The organism is Bradyrhizobium sp. SZCCT0153, assembly GCF_018129995.1.
Taxonomy (GTDB): Bacteria; Pseudomonadota; Alphaproteobacteria; order Rhizobiales; family Xanthobacteraceae; genus Bradyrhizobium; species Bradyrhizobium japonicum_G.
This window is the reverse complement of sequence record NZ_JAFCKS010000010.1, coordinates 173,981-190,109: the sequence shown is the minus strand read 5'-3', so window position 1 is coordinate 190,109 and position 16,129 is coordinate 173,981. Positions and strand designations below refer to the sequence as shown.

The 16,129-nt window shown below is 63.6% G+C and carries 14 protein-coding genes and 1 tRNA gene; 7 read left to right on the top strand and 8 right to left on the bottom strand.

What is annotated here, in order from left to right; all coding sequences use genetic code 11:
- Positions 1-104 precede the first annotated feature (104 nt).
- Positions 105-1,340 (top strand): acyl-CoA dehydrogenase family protein, encoded by a 1,236-nt coding sequence (locus JQ572_RS31350; RefSeq protein WP_211386692.1) that lies wholly within the window; start codon positions 105-107, stop codon positions 1,338-1,340.
- Positions 1,341-1,586: 246 nt separating this feature from the next.
- Complete coding sequence (locus JQ572_RS31345; protein ID WP_211386691.1) at positions 1,587-2,645, top strand: phosphotransferase family protein; 1,059 nt, start codon at positions 1,587-1,589, stop codon at positions 2,643-2,645.
- Positions 2,646-2,729: 84 nt separating this feature from the next.
- Here JQ572_RS31345 and JQ572_RS31340 read toward each other — a convergent pair whose 3' ends face one another.
- The 3 genes from JQ572_RS31340 to JQ572_RS31330 all read right to left on the bottom strand — a co-directional run bounded on the left by JQ572_RS31340 (position 2,730) and on the right by JQ572_RS31330 (position 5,999).
- Entirely contained in the window at positions 2,730-3,113 is a 384-nt protein-coding gene (locus tag JQ572_RS31340) for an immunity 8 family protein (RefSeq protein ID WP_211386690.1), read from the bottom strand.
- An 18-nt stretch (positions 3,114-3,131) separates the two neighbouring features.
- Entirely contained in the window at positions 3,132-4,304 is a 1,173-nt protein-coding gene (argE, locus tag JQ572_RS31335) for an acetylornithine deacetylase (RefSeq protein WP_211386689.1), read from the bottom strand.
- 909 nt (positions 4,305-5,213) lie between these two features.
- A complete protein-coding gene (locus JQ572_RS31330) occupies positions 5,214-5,999 on the bottom strand; it encodes an SDR family NAD(P)-dependent oxidoreductase (RefSeq protein ID WP_211386688.1) in 786 nt (261 codons plus the stop codon).
- Positions 6,000-6,133: 134 nt separating this feature from the next.
- Between JQ572_RS31330 and JQ572_RS31325 the strand changes: the two genes are divergently transcribed.
- The 3 genes from JQ572_RS31325 (at position 6,134) to JQ572_RS31315 (ending at position 9,779) form a co-directional block, all read left to right on the top strand.
- Positions 6,134-6,832, top strand: a complete 699-nt coding sequence (locus JQ572_RS31325) for a histidine phosphatase family protein (RefSeq protein ID WP_211386687.1) — start codon at positions 6,134-6,136, stop codon at positions 6,830-6,832.
- An 85-nt stretch (positions 6,833-6,917) separates the two neighbouring features.
- Positions 6,918-7,685, top strand: a complete 768-nt coding sequence (locus JQ572_RS31320; RefSeq protein WP_211386686.1) for an SDR family NAD(P)-dependent oxidoreductase — start codon at positions 6,918-6,920, stop codon at positions 7,683-7,685.
- Positions 7,686-7,811: 126 nt separating this feature from the next.
- Positions 7,812-9,779 (top strand): AI-2E family transporter, encoded by a 1,968-nt coding sequence (locus tag JQ572_RS31315; protein WP_211386685.1) that lies wholly within the window; start codon positions 7,812-7,814, stop codon positions 9,777-9,779.
- Between the two features lie 5 nt (positions 9,780-9,784).
- Here the strand turns inward: JQ572_RS31315 and JQ572_RS31310 are convergent, their stop codons facing one another.
- The gene (locus JQ572_RS31310; protein WP_211386684.1) at positions 9,785-11,008 is read right to left on the bottom strand and encodes a serine hydrolase domain-containing protein; all 1,224 of its coding nucleotides are present in this window, start codon (positions 11,006-11,008) and stop codon (positions 9,785-9,787) included.
- Positions 11,009-11,156: 148 nt separating this feature from the next.
- Here JQ572_RS31310 and JQ572_RS31305 point away from each other — a divergent pair.
- Positions 11,157-11,232, top strand: a tRNA-Trp gene (locus JQ572_RS31305).
- Positions 11,233-11,367: 135 nt separating this feature from the next.
- On the opposite strand, the gene JQ572_RS31300 is transcribed toward JQ572_RS31305, so the two are convergent.
- The 3 genes from JQ572_RS31300 to JQ572_RS31290 form a co-directional block, all read right to left on the bottom strand.
- Entirely contained in the window at positions 11,368-12,129 is a 762-nt protein-coding gene (locus JQ572_RS31300) for a glycosyltransferase family 2 protein (RefSeq protein WP_211386683.1), read from the bottom strand.
- A gap of 140 nt (positions 12,130-12,269) precedes the next feature.
- Positions 12,270-12,776 (bottom strand): hypothetical protein, encoded by a 507-nt coding sequence (locus JQ572_RS31295; RefSeq protein WP_211386682.1) that lies wholly within the window; start codon positions 12,774-12,776, stop codon positions 12,270-12,272.
- Between the two features lie 7 nt (positions 12,777-12,783).
- Positions 12,784-13,362 carry a hypothetical protein gene (locus JQ572_RS31290; protein ID WP_249129554.1) on the bottom strand — a complete coding sequence of 193 codons (579 nt, stop codon included), beginning with the start codon at positions 13,360-13,362 and terminating at the stop codon, positions 12,784-12,786.
- Between the two features lie 144 nt (positions 13,363-13,506).
- Here JQ572_RS31290 and JQ572_RS31285 point away from each other — a divergent pair, with 144 nt between their 5' ends.
- Positions 13,507-15,102 (top strand): hypothetical protein, encoded by a 1,596-nt coding sequence (locus JQ572_RS31285; RefSeq protein WP_249129552.1) that lies wholly within the window; start codon positions 13,507-13,509, stop codon positions 15,100-15,102.
- On the opposite strand, the gene JQ572_RS31280 is transcribed toward JQ572_RS31285, so the two are convergent.
- Positions 15,092-16,126, bottom strand: a complete 1,035-nt coding sequence (locus tag JQ572_RS31280) for a Gfo/Idh/MocA family protein (RefSeq protein ID WP_211386681.1) — start codon at positions 16,124-16,126, stop codon at positions 15,092-15,094. The two genes, JQ572_RS31285 and JQ572_RS31280, sit on opposite strands and share 11 nt — an antisense overlap.
- Positions 16,127-16,129 lie beyond the last annotated feature (3 nt).

Genomic DNA, 16,129 nt, shown 5'->3' with positions numbered 1-16,129 from the left:
TCCCGGAAGCTCGCCAGCTTGCGCATTCACGCTTGCGGGGCGCGCGGGGCGGGAGGACAGTCCGGCGCAAAGCAGGCTTTCAAAGAGAGACCGAGGAGCGTCCCATGGATTTCGATCTGTCGCCCAAGCAGAAGGAATGGCTCGACCGCGTGCAGTCGTTCATGACCAAGCACGTGCGTCCGGCGGTGCCGATCTATAACGAGCAGGATCACAGCGGCGAGCGCTGGAAGGTCATCCCGGTGCTGGAAGTCCTGAAGAAGAAGGCCAAGGCCGAAGGTCTCTGGAACATGTTCATGCCGCCGAACGAGCATGAGGATGATGAATTCCGCGGTGCGGGACTGACCAATCTCGAATACGCGCTGCTGTCGGAGCAGATGGGCCACATCTCCTGGGCCTCGGAAGTCTTCAACTGTTCCGCGCCCGATACCGGCAACATGGAAGTGTTCATGCGCTACGGCTCCAAGGAGCAGAAGCGCAAATGGCTGCGGCCGCTGATGGACGGCGAGATCCGCTCGGCCTTCCTGATGACGGAACCCGCTGTCGCCTCGTCGGACGCGACCAATATCGAGACCAGCATCGTGCGCGACGGCGATCACTACGTCATCAACGGCCGCAAATGGTGGTCGTCCGGCGTCGGCGATCCCCGCTGCAAGATCGCGATCCTGATGGGCAAGACCGATTTCAAGGCGGCCAAGCATCAGCAGCAGTCGCAGATCCTGGTTCCACTTGATACCCCCGGCATCAAGGTCGAGAAGATGCTGCCCGTGTTCGGCTTCGACGACGCGCCGCACGGCCACGCCCAGGTGCTGCTCGAGAACGTGCGCGTGCCGAAGGAGAACATCCTGCTCGGCGAGGGCCGCGGCTTCGAGATCGCGCAGGGCCGCCTCGGTCCCGGCCGCATCCATCACTGCATGCGCACCATCGGCAAGGCCGAGGAGGCGCTGGAGAAGATGGTCAAGCGCCTGATGTCGCGCACCGCCTTTGGCAAGAAGATCGTCGAGCACTCTGTGTGGGAGCAGCGCATCGGCGAGGCCCGTACCAACATCGAGATGACGCGTCTGCTGTGCCTCAAGGCCGCCGACATGATGGACAAGGTCGGCAACAAGACCGCGCAGGCCGAGATCGCCATGATCAAGGTCGCAGCGCCCAACATGGCGCTGAAGATCATCGACGAGGCGATCCAGGCCTTCGGCGGCGCGGGCGTCTCGGACGAAGCGGGTCTGGCCAAGGACTACGCCGGCATCCGCACGCTGCGGCTCGCCGACGGTCCGGACGAGGTGCACAATCGCGCCATTGCCAGGCTCGAAGTTCGGAAGTATGCCAACTCTCCCAAGCACTAAGAGCGTTTTCAAGCGAAGTGGACACCGGTTCGCGCTAGAAAACGCGTGAAGACAAGAATCCAGGGATTCCGTTCCGATTTATCGGAACGGAATCTTTGGGAGGGAGAGCCCGGCGGCGCTCCCGACATGAAGAAACGACAGGGCATGATCCCATTCGCAATGACCGCTTGACGCAAGTGCGTCAGCGGTTACCGATTAGGATCATGCTCGACCTGAAATGGTCAGGACTGAAGAGGGAGCGTCACCGTGGCTGACGGCGTCAGGAAAGACGAAGAATTCTCCGGCACCAAGCCGGTCGAGGAGCGGCATCGTATCGACGAGATACGGCTCGAAGCCTGGATGCGCGACAACGTCGAAGGCTTCGAGGGGCCGCTGGTCGTGCTCCAGTTCAAGGGCGGCCAGTCCAATCCGACCTACCGGCTGAACACGCCGAAGCGTTCCTACGTGATGCGCAGGAAGCCGTTCGGCAAATTGCTGCCCTCGGCGCACGCGGTCGATCGCGAATATCGCGTGATCGCAGCGCTCGGCAAGCAGGGTTTCCCGGTCGCGCATGCTTATGCGCTGTGCCAGGACGACGGTGTCATCGGCGCTGCCTTCTACATCATGTCGATGGAGGAGGGCCGGGTGTTCTGGGATCCGACGTTGCCGAGCCAGACTCCGGAAGATCGCCGCAAGATCTTCACCAGCAAGATCGAGACGCTGGCGAAACTCCACATGTACGACCCCACGGCGATCGGCCTCGGCGAGTTCGGCAAGCCCGGCAATTATTTCGCGCGCCAGATCGACCGCTGGACCAAGCAATATCGGGCGTCCGAGACCCAGCACATTCCCGAGTTCGAGAAGGTCGCCGAATGGCTGCCGCGCACGGTGCCGGAGCAGGCCCGCGTCTCCGTGGTGCACGGCGACTATCGCCTCGACAACATGATTTTCCATCCGACGGAACCGCGCGTGCTGGCCGTGCTGGACTGGGAGCTGTCGACGCTCGGCGATCCCATGGCCGACTTCACCTATCTGCTGATGCAGTGGGTCATGCCGGGCCTCGACGGTGCCGACCTCAAGACGCTCAACATTCCGAGCGTGGAAGAAGCGGCGCAGATCTATTGCAACGTTACCAAGATGACGGTGCCCGATCTGAACTGGTACTTCGCCTACAATCTGTTCCGCCTCGCCGGCATCACCCAAGGCATCGCCGGCCGCGTCCGTGACGGCACCGCGGCGAACGCCAAGGCGCTGGAATCAGCCAAGCGCACCGTGCCGCTGTCGAAGGCGTCATGGGAATACGCGCAAAAGGCGGGCGCGGTTTAACGTCGTAGCCCGGGTGAGCTCAGCGATACCCGGGACAGCCGCCCGTTCAGACACTGCGGATGCTCACACCCTGCCGCGCCTCCTTCACCACGCTGCTGGGGGCGGCTTGTATTCCGTGTAGTCCTCAAACTCCCATTTCCCGAGGCGAGCCAGCCTCTCGGCAACCTCAGACCATGAGTTCGCCGAGCATTTGGCGCAATAGTCTTCGATAAAAGTTTTTAGTTGCTCGTAGTTGAAATCCTTGACGAAGAGGTAGTGCCTTCCTTCGACGATGTTGCTCTTCATATGCGAAGCGAACCAATCGGGAGTGCAGAGCATGAAGTCGAACGACTCTTCACCCAAGCTGTCCGCAGGTCCAATCATCGCCATGACCAAAATCCCGAACGGTCCGTCCGGCATGAATTGTTCAATCGGATCAGCGTCCGGACTGAAGAGTGATCTTAGTTGCGGTCGGACTTTCACTGCCATGGGCTTACCGGTTGCCAACTAACCCTTCACACAATGCGCAATCAGCCTCTCCACAAACCCCGCGCATTTCTCCAGCTCCGCCATCTCCACGAACTCATCCGGCGTATGCGCCTGCGCGATCGAGCCCGGGCCGATCACCACTGATGGCACATCGGCCATGCTGGCAAACAGGCTCGCCTCGGTGCCGAAGGCGACCTTGGCGTGGTCGTTGCGTCCGGCAAGGCTCTTGGCCAGCGTGACGATCGTGGCATCGGCCGCGGTGTCGAGCGCGGGGTAGTCGAGGATTTCCTCGAAATCGATGCCGCACTCGGGGCTTCTCGCCTTCATCGCCGGCTCCAGCTCGGCCTTCGCCCAGGCGACGATCGCATCCGTCACCTCCCGCGACTCGGTGATGCCGATGCCGCGGCATTCGAAATCCACCGTGCAGGTATCGGGCACGATGTTCAGTGCGGCGCCGCCATGCACGATGCTGGTGAGCAGCGTCGAGTGCGGAACGTCGTAGAGGCTGTCGGTTGCGCGCATGGCCGCAAGCGCCACGGCGCGGTGGCGGATCTCGACGATCAGCTCGGCCGCGTATTCGATCGCGTTGACGCCGTCGGGCGCAATCGAGGAGTGGCGGGCGAGCCCGTGAAAGGTCGCGCGCACGCCGTGCTTGCCCTTGTGGCCGATGATGACCTTCATCTCGGTCGGCTCGCCGATGAAGGCGCCGAGCGGTTTGATCCGTTTTTTCGCGACCTCGCCGAGCATCGGCCGAACGCCGACGCAGCCGATCTCCTCGTCATAGGAGATGGCGAGATGGATCGGCGTCGTGAGCTTGGCCTCGACCATTTCCGGCACCATGGCAAGGCACACCGCGACAAAGCCCTTCATGTCGGTGGTGCCGCGGCCGTAGAGCTTGCCGTCGCGCTCGACCAGCTTGAACGGATCGTGGCTCCAGTCCTGACCCACCACAGGTACGACGTCGGTATGGCCCGACAGCACCAGGCCCGGGCGGTCCGCGGGGCCGATCGTGACCCACAGCGAAGCCTTTTGCCCGGTTGCGTCCACAAAGCGCTCGCCCTTGATGCCGAACCCGGCGAGATAGCTCTCGATGTGTGCAATCAGCGGCAGGTTGGTGCGATCGCTGACGGTGTCGAAGGCGACGAGGTCGGCGAGGAGTTTTCGAATCCGGTCGGGTCTTGAGCTCTGCATTGTCTCGTTCTGTCAGGGGATGGAGGCCCAGTGCTTGCAGGAACCATACCAACGTGAGGGCCGGGCGGGCAAATCAACATAGGCCCAGAGACCAGTAGCCCGGGTGAGCGGAGCGATACCCGGGACCGCTCGTGCCGCGAATCCCGGATGTCGCTTCGCTCATCCGGGCTACAATCCCTTGCGTTGCCCGACGGGCAAAACACGCCATGGATCGGTCAACGCTCACGGCGAAAAATATTCCACTTTACCGAAATTCGGAAAGGGCGTATGTGTCGCCTCAACCCGGCCCAAGGAAGAGGGGCGTATCGCGATCGTCACGAACGCGGGCCGGGCGGCGGTGGACGCAGATGACATCGGCGCGAAGGGTTTTGCAGGGCGGGCAACCGTGAGCAAGGCGCCTCGCGCACACGACCGGTGTGATCGGCGTACGGCAAAATCGTGTGGTCCTGGCGCCCGGGGTCTGTGCGCCAAGTCTTGTGGTGATGCATGTCGTCCAACCGGACGCACGCGTCAGCCATCTGCAAGGCGACGGGGGCAATAGCGCAACGCTCCCCGGGGAGATCACGACATAAGCCGTAAACCCACTGCGCAGGGAAGGCCGGGATGTCCTGGCTACACCTGTATGCCGCTGTGCAGCTTCTTGTAGCGCAACCTTCGCACAGTGGACCGCGGGTGCCAGCCGGCACCCGGTCTTCCCTGCGCCCTCTTTCATTTGGGGGGAAGGCGACGAAGCAAAGCTCGGGCGAACAGGCCGCGAGGATGCGAAGGCGTGTCTGCAATTGAAAATACGAAATGAGAAAAGCGACGGCGTCCCCCACACTCCATCATTGCTCGCAATGACGAGGTTGATGCAGCCGGCTCGCTATCTCTCCGCCGTCGTCCCGGCGAAGGCCGTGACGACACTGTGTGCTAAACCGGCTTGCCCGTATACGGCATCGACGCCGTCAGGCCGCCGTCCACCGGGAACGCCTGGCCGTTCACATACGAGGCTTCGTCGCTGGCCAGGAACAATCCCATCGCGGCGAGTTCGTGCGGTTGGCCGGGGCGCTTGAGCGGATTGAGCTGGCCGATCTTGTCGGAGGTGCCGCGCTCCTTGGCGCGGTCGAAGATCGGCTTGGTCATGCCGGTCTCGATCAGGCCCGGGCAGACCGCGTTGATGCGCACGCCGGTGCCGGTGAGCGAATACGCCGTGGTCTGCACCAGGCTGATGACGCCGGCCTTGCTCGCGGCATAGGGATGACCGCTGGCGCCGGCCTTGAGACCGGCGACGGACGCGGTGAGCACGATCGCGCCGGACTGCTGCTTCACCATGTGCGGCATGGCATGCTTCACCGCGAGGAACGGTCCGATCAGATTGATCCGCAAAACCTCCTGCCACTGCTCCACGGTCTGCTCGCCGAGCGGGACGAGACCGCCGCTGACGCCGGCATTCGCCCAGATCACGTCGAGGCGGCCGTGCGCCTGCACCGCCCTGTCGATCACGGCGATGACGTCCTGTTCGGAGCCCGCGTCCGCCATCATGGCTTCCGCGACGCCGCCGGCCTTCTTCACCTCGTCGACGGTCTCCTTCACCGCCTCGGTGCGATCGACCGCGATCAGCTTGGCGCCTTCCCGGGTGAACAGCAGGGCGGCGGCGCGACCGATGCCGCTGCCGGCGCCGGTGATGATGACGGATTTGCCTTGCAGGCGGCCCATGCGTTTCTCCCTTTTGTGCCTCGCGCGACGCTTGCCGCGCGACGGAATTTCAAACAAGATTTCAAACGGTAAAGTGTCTTGAGACACGTTCACACCTGACGTACAGCGACATCACACGGGATGGAAGGGGTTCGATGGCAGGCGCAGACAAGCCCAATGTGGTCACGACACGCTGGTGGTGGGTCCGTCACGCGCCGGTGCGCAACGACGGCGGCAACATCTACGGCCAGAGCGATCTCGCCTGCGACACCAGCGACACCTACGTGTTCAATGCTGTTGCCAAGGTGCTGCCACGCAAGGCAGTCTGGTATTCGAGCAATCTGATGCGTACGCATCAGACCGCCGAAGCGATCTGGGCGGCCGGCTTTCCCCGGCCTGCGTCGATGAAGTGGGAAGCAGACCTTGCCGAGCAGAACCTCGGGCGCTGGCAGGGCATGAACCGCGCCCAGTTCATCGCAAGCCGCCCCGTCGGCTCGAGCTGGTTCGCCGACATCAACGAGCCCGCGCCCGGCGGGGAAAGCTTCATGGACCTCTACAACCGCACGCGCCGCACCATCGAGCGGATCAATGCCGAGGCAGCCGGCCAGGACGTGATCGCGGTCGCCCATGGCGGCACCATCAAGGCGGCGCTCGGGCTCGCGCTCGAGGGGCAGCTGGAGAAGGCGCTGTCGTTCGACATCGACAATTGCTCGATCACGCGGCTCGATCATTTCGCAAGCCCCGAGCGCACGGTCTGGCGGCTGCCGATGGTGAACCAGCAGCCGTGGATCGCGGACGATGCGCACGCGGCAATGCATCAGCTGGCGGGTCCGGAAGTCAAGAAGCTCGCCTGAGGCCAAAACTTGCCTAAGTCATTATCCGCTCGCGCGGACGCGGCGTAAGCTTCGAACCAATCATAACGCACTCTGGGAGAGAAACATGACCTTGTTCGACATGAAGGGGAAAGTCGCCGTCATCACCGGATCGACGCGCGGCATCGGGCTTGCGATCGCCGAGCGCATGGCCGAGCACGGCGCCAAGGTCGTGATCTCCTCGCGCAAGGCCGACGTCTGCGAGGAAGTCGCCAAGGGCATCAACGGCAAGTTCGGCAAGGGCACGGCGGTCGCGGTCGCCGCCAACATCTCGTCCAAGGAAAATCTGCAAAATTTGGTCGACGAAAGCAACCGCGCCTTCGGCAAGATCGACGTGCTAGTCTGCAACGCCGCCTCGAACCCGTATTACGGTCCGCTCGCGGGCATCTCCGACGATCAGTTCAGGAAGATCCTGGACAACAACATCGTCGCCAACAACTGGCTGATCTCGATGGTGGTGCCGCAGATGATCGAGCGCAAGGATGGCTCGGTCATCATCGTGTCCTCGATCGGCGGTCTCAAGGGCTCGACCATCCTCGGCGCCTACGCAATCTCGAAGGCCGCCGACATGCAGCTCGCGCGCAACCTCGCCTGCGAATACGGCAAGCACAACATCCGCGTGAACTGCATCGCGCCCGGCCTGATCAAGACCGATTTTGCGAAAGCGCTGTGGGACAATCCGGAGAATTTGAAGGCGTCGACCGCGCGCTCACCGCTGTTGCGCATCGGCATTCCCGACGAGATCGCCGGTGCCGCCGTGTTCCTGGGATCCGCGGCCGGGGACTTCATGACCGGCCAGACCATGGTGATCGACGGCGGCGCGACGATCAGCTGAGGGCCTCGCGCAGGAGGGAAGACGGTTGGCCGAGCCGATCCGGCGAGGAACCAACCACTTTCCGGCTCGTTAGCCCTCGCATTCATCGTCAACCGGTAGGGTGGGCGAGGGCGAAAAGCGAGACAGATGATCCCCACGGTGATCAAGCCGCAATCCGCCGACGACGTCTCCGCAATGGTTGTCACGGTGGGCGCGGCGATCCTGAGCGTCATTATCGTCGCGGGGCTCTATCTCGGGCGGGAAATCTTCGTTCCTGTCGCGCTCGCCATTCTGCTGAGCTTCGTTCTTGCAGCACCCGTCAGGTTGGTGCAGCGTCTCCATGCCCCGCGTGCGCTGGCTGTCGTCGGTGTCGTGCTGTTTGCCTTCGCCATCATTTTCGCCTTGGGAAGCGTGATCGCCACGCAGCTGAACGGCTTGGCTGGCGATCTGCCGAAGTACCAAGTCACGATTCTGTCCAAGATCCAGTCGGTGCGCGGCGTCGCAGGGGGCAGTTCCACGCTCGAGCGTGCCGCCGAGATGCTTCAGGACCTGGGCAAGGAGCTGGACAAGCCCAAGTCGGTCGCGCCGGCCAACCCGCTGACCTCCGGCACGCCGGCTCACCCCGGCGTCAAGCCCGTCCCAGTGGAGGTGCTGCAGCCTGATCCCGGCGCGCTGGAGAGCCTGCGCTCGCTGATCGCGCCCCTGGTGTCGCCGCTGGCGACGACAGGCATCATCGTCATCTTCGTGATCTTCATCCTGATTCAGCGCGAAGATCTTCGAAACCGCCTGATCAGGCTAGCCGGCTCACACGATCTGCAACGGACGACCGCGGCACTCGACGACGCAGCGGCTCGCTTGAGCCGGCTTTTCCTCAATCAGCTCATGCTTAATACGGGTTTCGGCGTGTTGATTGGAACCGGCCTGTGGCTGATCGGGATTCCCAGCGCAGCGCTGTGGGGCATTCTCGCGGCCGTGCTTCGCTTTGTGCCTTATATCGGCTCGATCATAGCTGCGGCGTTTCCACTTGCGCTCGCGGTGGCGGTCGATCCGGGCTGGTGGATGTTGGCCTGGACGGCGGCGCTTTTCTTCGTCATCGAACCGCTGGTCGGGCAGGTCGTCGAACCTCTGTTGTACGGTCACACCACGGGGCTTTCGCCCGTGGCTGTCGTCGTCTCGGCAACGTTCTGGACGGCGCTGTGGGGACCGATCGGGCTGGTCCTCGCCACGCCGCTCACCGTCTGTCTGGTCGTCCTGGGCCGCCACGTCGAAAGGCTGTCCTTTCTGGACGTCATGTTCGGCGATCGCCCGGCGCTGTCGCCTCCGGAGATCTTTTATCAGCGCATGCTGGCCGGGGACCCGACCGAAGCGGCCGAAAAGGCCGAGCAATTTCTCAAGGAGCGGTCGCTCGCGGCCTATTACGATGAAGTCGCGCTCAAGGGTATGCAACTGGCCCAATCGGACCTCGACCGCGCTGCCCTGGACCAGATCCGGCTCGCACGCATCCGCGATACCGTGGTTGAATTTGTCGACGATCTCTCCGACCTGGATGACGGCCGTCCCGTCGGGAGTGAGCGCACCGAGGATGCCGAAGCAGCCGATGCCGTCGAAACCGTCGCCCCGGCCAGTGACCGACCGGACATCCCCGTGCTCGATGCAGCCAAACTTGCGGAGCCATTTCGCGGCGAAAATGCCGTGCTCTGCATTGGCGGCCGTACCATGCTCGACGAGGCCGGTGCGATCATGCTCGCGCAGCTGTGCCGCGCGCATGGCGTCGGCAGCCGTGTCGAAGGACCGGAGGCCTTGTCCACCGCCAGCATCTTCCGTCTCGAGACGTCAGGCGTGGCCTTGGTCTGTCTGGGCTATGTCGGCATCACGAGCCCGGCGCATCTGCGCTACGCGGTGCGCCGGCTTCGCCGCAAGCTGCCGCATGCGTCCATCATGGTTGGATGCTGGGCGGAGGACGTCGCAAACATCGACGAGCTGCGTGAGACGGCGAAGGCCGATCTGTTTGCCACCTCGCTGCGCGAGGCGGCGCAAATCGTCGTCTCCATGGCACAAGGCCAGGTTGGCTCCGCGCCGTCTGTTGCGGAGCCTGCCGTGTTGGCGCGTGCCTGAAAAGGCTACTCAACCGCCGCGTAGACCAGATCCCGCACCAGCGTCCGCGTGTAGTCGCGCTGGCCCGGGCCCTGGCTCATGAACACCGCGAACAGATCCTCCTTCGGATCGATCCAGAAGAACGTTCCGGCAATGCCGCTCCAGAAATACTGGCCGACGCTGCCGGGGAAGGGCGCGATGCCGGCCTCGCGGCGCACGGCGAAGCCGAGGCCGAAGCCGTGCCCGGGCGACAGCAGCGTGCCGTTGGTCACGACGTGCGGCCCGAGGTGATCGGAGGCCATCAGCTCCAGCGTCTTGCGGCCGATGATCCTGTTGCCGTCGAGCGTGCCGCCATTGCGCAGCATCAGCGCGAAGCGGGCATAGTCCATCGTGGTCGAGACGAGACCGCCGCCGCCGGACTCCATCACAGGCTGCTCGAGCATGTTGAACAGCGCGACCTTGTCGCCGGTCCAGGGATCGGCCGCGAACGGCTCGGCCAGCCGACCGGCATTGGCCTCGCTCGTGGCAAAGCCGGTCTCGGCCATTCGGAGCGGGGCAAGCACGCGCTCGGTCAGGAACGCGCCGAGTGATTTGCCGCTGGCGACCTCGATGATGCGGCCGAGGATATCGGTGGAGCGGCTGTAGTTGAACTCGTCACCGGGATGGCAGACCAGCGGGAAGCTCGCCACCATCGCGGCGTGCTCGGCATTGGTGATCTTGCGGCTGCGTACCCGCGAGTCCTGGTAGATCTTGTGCACGGGGCCATCGCCCTGGTGCTCATAGGTGAGGCCCGAGGTGTGGCGGAGCAGGTCCTGCACCGTCATCGCCCGCTTGGGCGGAACCAGTTCCAGCTTGCCGCCGCTGACCACGCCGACCTTTTGATCGCCGAACTCCGGGATGAATTTGGCCACAGGGTCGTTCAGGAGGAGGTAACCGTCCTCGACCAGCGCCATGATGCCAACCGAGACGATCGGCTTGGTCATCGAGAAGATCCGGAAGATCGAATCTTGCGCCATCGGTGCCGGGGCCGCCGGGTTCTGCCTGCCGAGCGCCTCGAACCAGCCGACCTGGCCCCGCCGCGCCACCAGCACGGTGACGCCGGGAACGGTTCCCTTGTCGATTTCGCGCTTGAAAGCGTCCGACATGGCCTGGAGGCGGGGACGCGACAGCCCGAGCGTTTCGGGGCGGGCTTCCGGCAAAGGCGGAGTCTGGGCTGTGGAGGGGGCTGTCGTGGCAGCTTGGGCGGTCATGGGGGCTCCCGGGTTGTTCTTGTCGTTGGAGACCAACCTTCGCCCAGAAGTCGCGGTGTGAACAAGCGGCGCCGGTGCGCTTCTCCCTTGCAATCCGGTCGCCCCCTGTGCTTGAAAGCGGCCCTGAGCCGCGGCAACGCAGGTTCGTAGGAGTGTAGCTCAATTGGTAGAGCACCGGTCTCCAAAACCGGGGGTCGCAGGTTCGAGCCCTGCCACTCCTGCCAGCGAAATCAAATAGTTAGATTAGTTGCTGGCGGGCTGGACAAGGTCTCGCGTCTTGAATCCCGGAGATAGGCCCTCAAGGCCTGAGACAGACCTGTCGCGACCCGATGGTCGCGCGCGCGGTCTTCGACCGCCGCTCAGCGAGCAGCGGTCCGCCCGGCGTCCGAAGGCACCTGGCTGAGATCAATGTTGCGGATCGGCACGCGGCGAAGCAGCGAAAGGATGGTCTGGCCGAGCTGCAGATAGGTGTGCGGACGCAGCGCGCGCGATGATCCCTTCAGCTCCGCATTCAGGCTCACGGGCACCTGGACGTGGGTGAGGCCGAGCTGGAGCAGCGAGATCAGGGAGCAGATCTGGTAGCCGTAGCCGTCGACGTCCACCGCGATCTGGCGCAGCCATTTCACGGGGTAGATGATCATGCTGTGGTAGTCGGACAACCAGAAGCCGAACAGGCAATTGAGGATGAACCGCAGCGAATGCGACTGGATCGAGCGATTGACGGAACGGTCCGATTGATTGTCGCGGTAGGTGATCACAATGTCGGCGGCGCCCGCCGCCTTGAACATCCTGGCGATGCCTTCGTCCTGAAAGGCGTGATCGCCGGGGATCAGCGTGATGGCATCGAACTTCGCATGGGACAGCGCGTATTTGAAGCCAGCGCCGACGCCGCGCCGTTCCGCGTGATGCCGCACGATGATCCGCGAATCCCTGGTCGCGTAGTCGTCCATGATCGCGCCGGTCGCGTCATCGCTGCCATCGTCGATCAGGAAGATCTCGAAATCGTCGAGCAGCTCGCGGGCCAGCGGCAAGACGCCGTCGATGGTGTCGGCGATCTTGTCCTGCTCGTTCAATGCCGGAATGACGATGGTCAGCTTTTTGGCGGCCTTGGGAGATGTCATCGGATACTGCCGTTTCCGGCCACTCTGTACGGTTGAAACCGGATGCAACTCTAAGTCATCCGCGCCGACCGAACAACATCGCGCCGACACACCGGTCTGCGGAACTGTCACAATTGGGCGGGGGCGTGTCCTCAAGGCAACTAATCGATAAAGTCGTAGAGGCCCGTGTCTCCAATGCCGAAGAATCGGCGCAAACGACCGATGCGGCCTGCCATGTTCCGGCCGGCCGCAGTCGCGGCAAAGCGCGAGTCGACCTGTTCGACCAGCCCGCCATCGACAAGAATCTTAGCTCGTCCCTGGAACAGATGTGGAACCTGGCGTTCGACGACCTCGGATAGCGGGGCGGTCCGCTCCGGCCGGTCGACGAGGCTCAGCAGGATCTCCAGCGAAACCGACTTGTACACCGCCCCAAAGGCGAAAACATAGCCCATGACGCAAAACGCGAAAATCGAGGCGGCGTCCCAATACCGGAATTGCGGGACGATCAAAACGCCGAGTACGACGCCGAAACCATGTGAGACGATTGCACCGATTGCGAGCAGGATCACCGGCGCAATCGACCACGCGAAAGCGCGGGCCATGAATTGCAGGACTGGTGCCAGCAGGGCGAAGGCGATGGCGGCGATGAACCCGACAGCAAAGGACATCGAAAATTCACCCAAGGCCGGTCGACAAGCGAACCAGCTTGACGAGATAAGTCACCGCCAACCCCTTGGCCGTCGGCGCCAGCTTGTCATCGGTCGTCATCACCAGTCCCGAACCGGTCAGGAGCTTCAGTCGATTGTGCGCGAAGGTCCCGATGTCGCCGCCCTGCATGTAGGCCGCGGCCCATTGCTCCGAGGTGAGGGGGCGCCCGGCCTGGACCAGTGACGTGAGCAGCGTCAGCGTGAAACCCCAGGCCAGCAGGCTGAACAGAACGTAGCAAAGCATGATTGCCGTCGCCAGCAGGAAGAGACCGCCGAGCACGTCGTCAAGATTTCGTTGACCCGGAATCGCGATGCAGGCGATGACAAAGAGAACGACCACGCTCACGCATCCCAGCCGAAAGCGACGGCCAGATCCGCGAATGATCCGCGCATAGCACATCAAAAGCAGCGGAAGCGCGGCACTGAGACAAATCGCAGCGATCTGCGTGGGACCCGGAAGCATGTTCATTTGCGGAAAATCGCCCCGGTTGCCTCTCAGGCCGATCCAGACTGAAAAGTCTATAGGTGGTCGGATTTTTCCGGTCAAGGGAGGCCGGCTTCGCTCCCTTGCGGGGCTCTGGCAAGCGTGCGAAATCTACGCCCGATGACCTTCCTCCACCGTCCGGGCAAATCCTTGCTGTTGCGCCCGATAGCAATCCTCCTCGTGGTGTTGCTGGCTGCGCACGCGCCTATGCTGCTGAACGACGGTCTCTTCATGGACGACTGGCTGGTGCTCAAGCCGCGTCCTGATTTCGTCATCGACATCGATTTCCTGCTGTCCGGTGCCGGCCATCCGATTTTCTACAGCTACGACACCTTCGCGAATTGGACGGGCGCTCCGGTTGTCGCGATGGTATCGATGGCGATCGCCGGAATTCTCTTCGGCGCGACATGCCTGGTGCTGACGGCCACGCGGCTCAATCTGCTCGACCGCGCCGAGGCCGTCGGCGTTGCATTGATCGTCTGGACCTATCCCGGCTACCAGCTCTGGGCGGGCAAGGCGAACGCGGTCTACGTCCTGAGCTTTGGGCTGTCGTTCGTCGGCGCGTGGCTGCTCAGTCTCGCCTATGGCGCCGGCGGCTTGCGATCCCTGCTGCTCCGCGTGATGTGTGCGCTCGTGTTCCTGCTGAGCTTCGCATTGAACTCGACGATCGTGCTCTACGCCTTCCTGATGTTCGGTCTCTTCGTTGCCTTTTGGCGGGCCTGTGACGCGGGGCAGGGCTTCGTTCGCCGCACATGGCGCGCGGCCTGGCGCTGCGCCGTGGCTTATCCCGAACTGGTCGTGCTGCCTCTGGTCTATTGGGGCGCGCTCAATGTCTGGTTCAAGCGTAGCGGCGTATATGCGCAGCACTACAACGCCCATTTACCGAACCTGGGCGAATTGGTGCAGGGGTGGAGGGTCTTTTTTGCCACCGGCTACACCGACGTCGTCGTCAACACCCTTCACGCGGCGGTCGACAGCCCAAAGCTCTTCATCCTTGCCGCGGTCCTCGTCGGCATCGCGTTGATGCTGCTTCGCTCCGACACAGAGCCGACCGGCTGTCGGAGCTTGAACGCCCTGCCGCTCGCGCTCGCCGTAATTCTGTTCCTGGCATTGTCGCTCCCCTATCTCATCGCCGGCCTGAGGCCTGCGACATCGCATTTCTATGAGAGCCGTCATCTCCTGATGTTCGGCCTACCGTCGGCGCTGACGCTGCTCGCCTTCAAGCGGGCGGCCGAACGTTGGACCCGTCCCGGCCTCGCCTTTGCAGTCGTGTTCGGATTGGGAACGATGCTGTCGATCGGCATGCTGTGGAACGGCTACATTTTCATGCAGGCGAGGACACTGAAGCAGGAGGCCCTGGCGCGCGCTCTCGCCAGCCGGACCCAGCCGGCTGCGACGGTCTTCGCGCTCGACGACGGCTTCGTCGATTTCCCGTCGCGACACGTGCCGTTCGGTCTCGCCGAGGTCAGCGGCATCCTCCGGCTCGCTTGGGGCAATCAGCCCTTCTTCGGTTTCGCGCTGCGTGCGGAGAGGCCGTCGATCCTCCGGGAAATGGAAGAGGCGCGCACGGCGCCCGGAAGCGCGTTCCGCCATTTCGATCCGTCGGGACGGCAGGCGACGATCTCATTGCAGCCTGGCCCCGCCGCCGCGCCGAACATGGTGCTGGCTCGGAGATATTACGCCTGCCGGCTGCTTGCGCGCTGCGATGTATCGCAGTTCCTGGATCAACTCGCGCAGGTCACGATCGACGTTGGGCCGATCGCCGGCATCCTGCCGATCGAAGGCGCGAAGCCTAGCCAGTGACCTGCCGCTTCCAGACCGCCTCTGCCAGTGCAATGTCGACGATCGAATCCTCGCCGGACGCCAGGGGAGCCTTTCGTTCGATGATATCGGAGACGAATGCATCGGCCTGACGTCGAAAGGCCCAACTCTTTTCGCGCGGCAGCCGGGTGAGACGACCATCGCAGTCGAGGATGATCTGCGCCTCTTCCCCGGCAAAGGGAGCCGGCAGTTCGATGGTCACGGCGCCGCGCTCGAAGTTGATCGTCAGTCCTTCGCGCCAGGCGCCCTCCGATCCATTTGCAAGTTCCAGCACGCAGCCGACGCCGTCGAAGTCGAGAGTGAGGCGCGCGGCGCCGGAGACTTCGACACTGCTTTCGGCGACAGCGGGCGAAGGCCCGAGCATATGGCGCGCCAGATTGATGATGTGGCTGAAGACGTTCAGAAAGTTGTCGTAGCCCGGCCGCCTCGCGATCGGCATCCAGTCCGGACCGTCCTGCCAGAGCTCGAGCCCGTCGGGCCGGGTTTCGCCGGTCATGACGAAGGTCTCGCGCGATCCGCCGGTGTTACCGGCGAAGCACCAGCCTCGCGCGCCGATCATGCGTCCGAGCGTCCCTTCGCTTCGAATGCGCGCCAGCTCGGCCAGCGCGCGCGCCACGCCGGCGTCGTGGCGCTTCATGTAGCCGATGCTGTAGACAAGGCTCTGCCGCCGGGCAGCCGCGACGAGCGTGCTTGCCTGGGCCGTCGTGTAGGCCATCGGCTTCTCCGACAGCACGTGCCGTCCGGCGTTCAGCGCATCCAGGACGATCGGGCCCGTGGCCCGGCGTTTCGTCACCACGACCACGCCGGATATTTCGTTGTCGGCAAGCAGTTCCCGGTGTGTGGCGTAGACTCGTGTGACGCCGAATTTTTGCGCCGCCGCGGCAGCGAGATCCGGTCGGAGATCGGCGATCGCGACCACGCGGCAAGCGGGATTGGCAACGAAATTGGCAAGATGGCACATCTGGCCGACCATGCCGGTCCCGATGATGCCAATGCCAGGACGCACTTG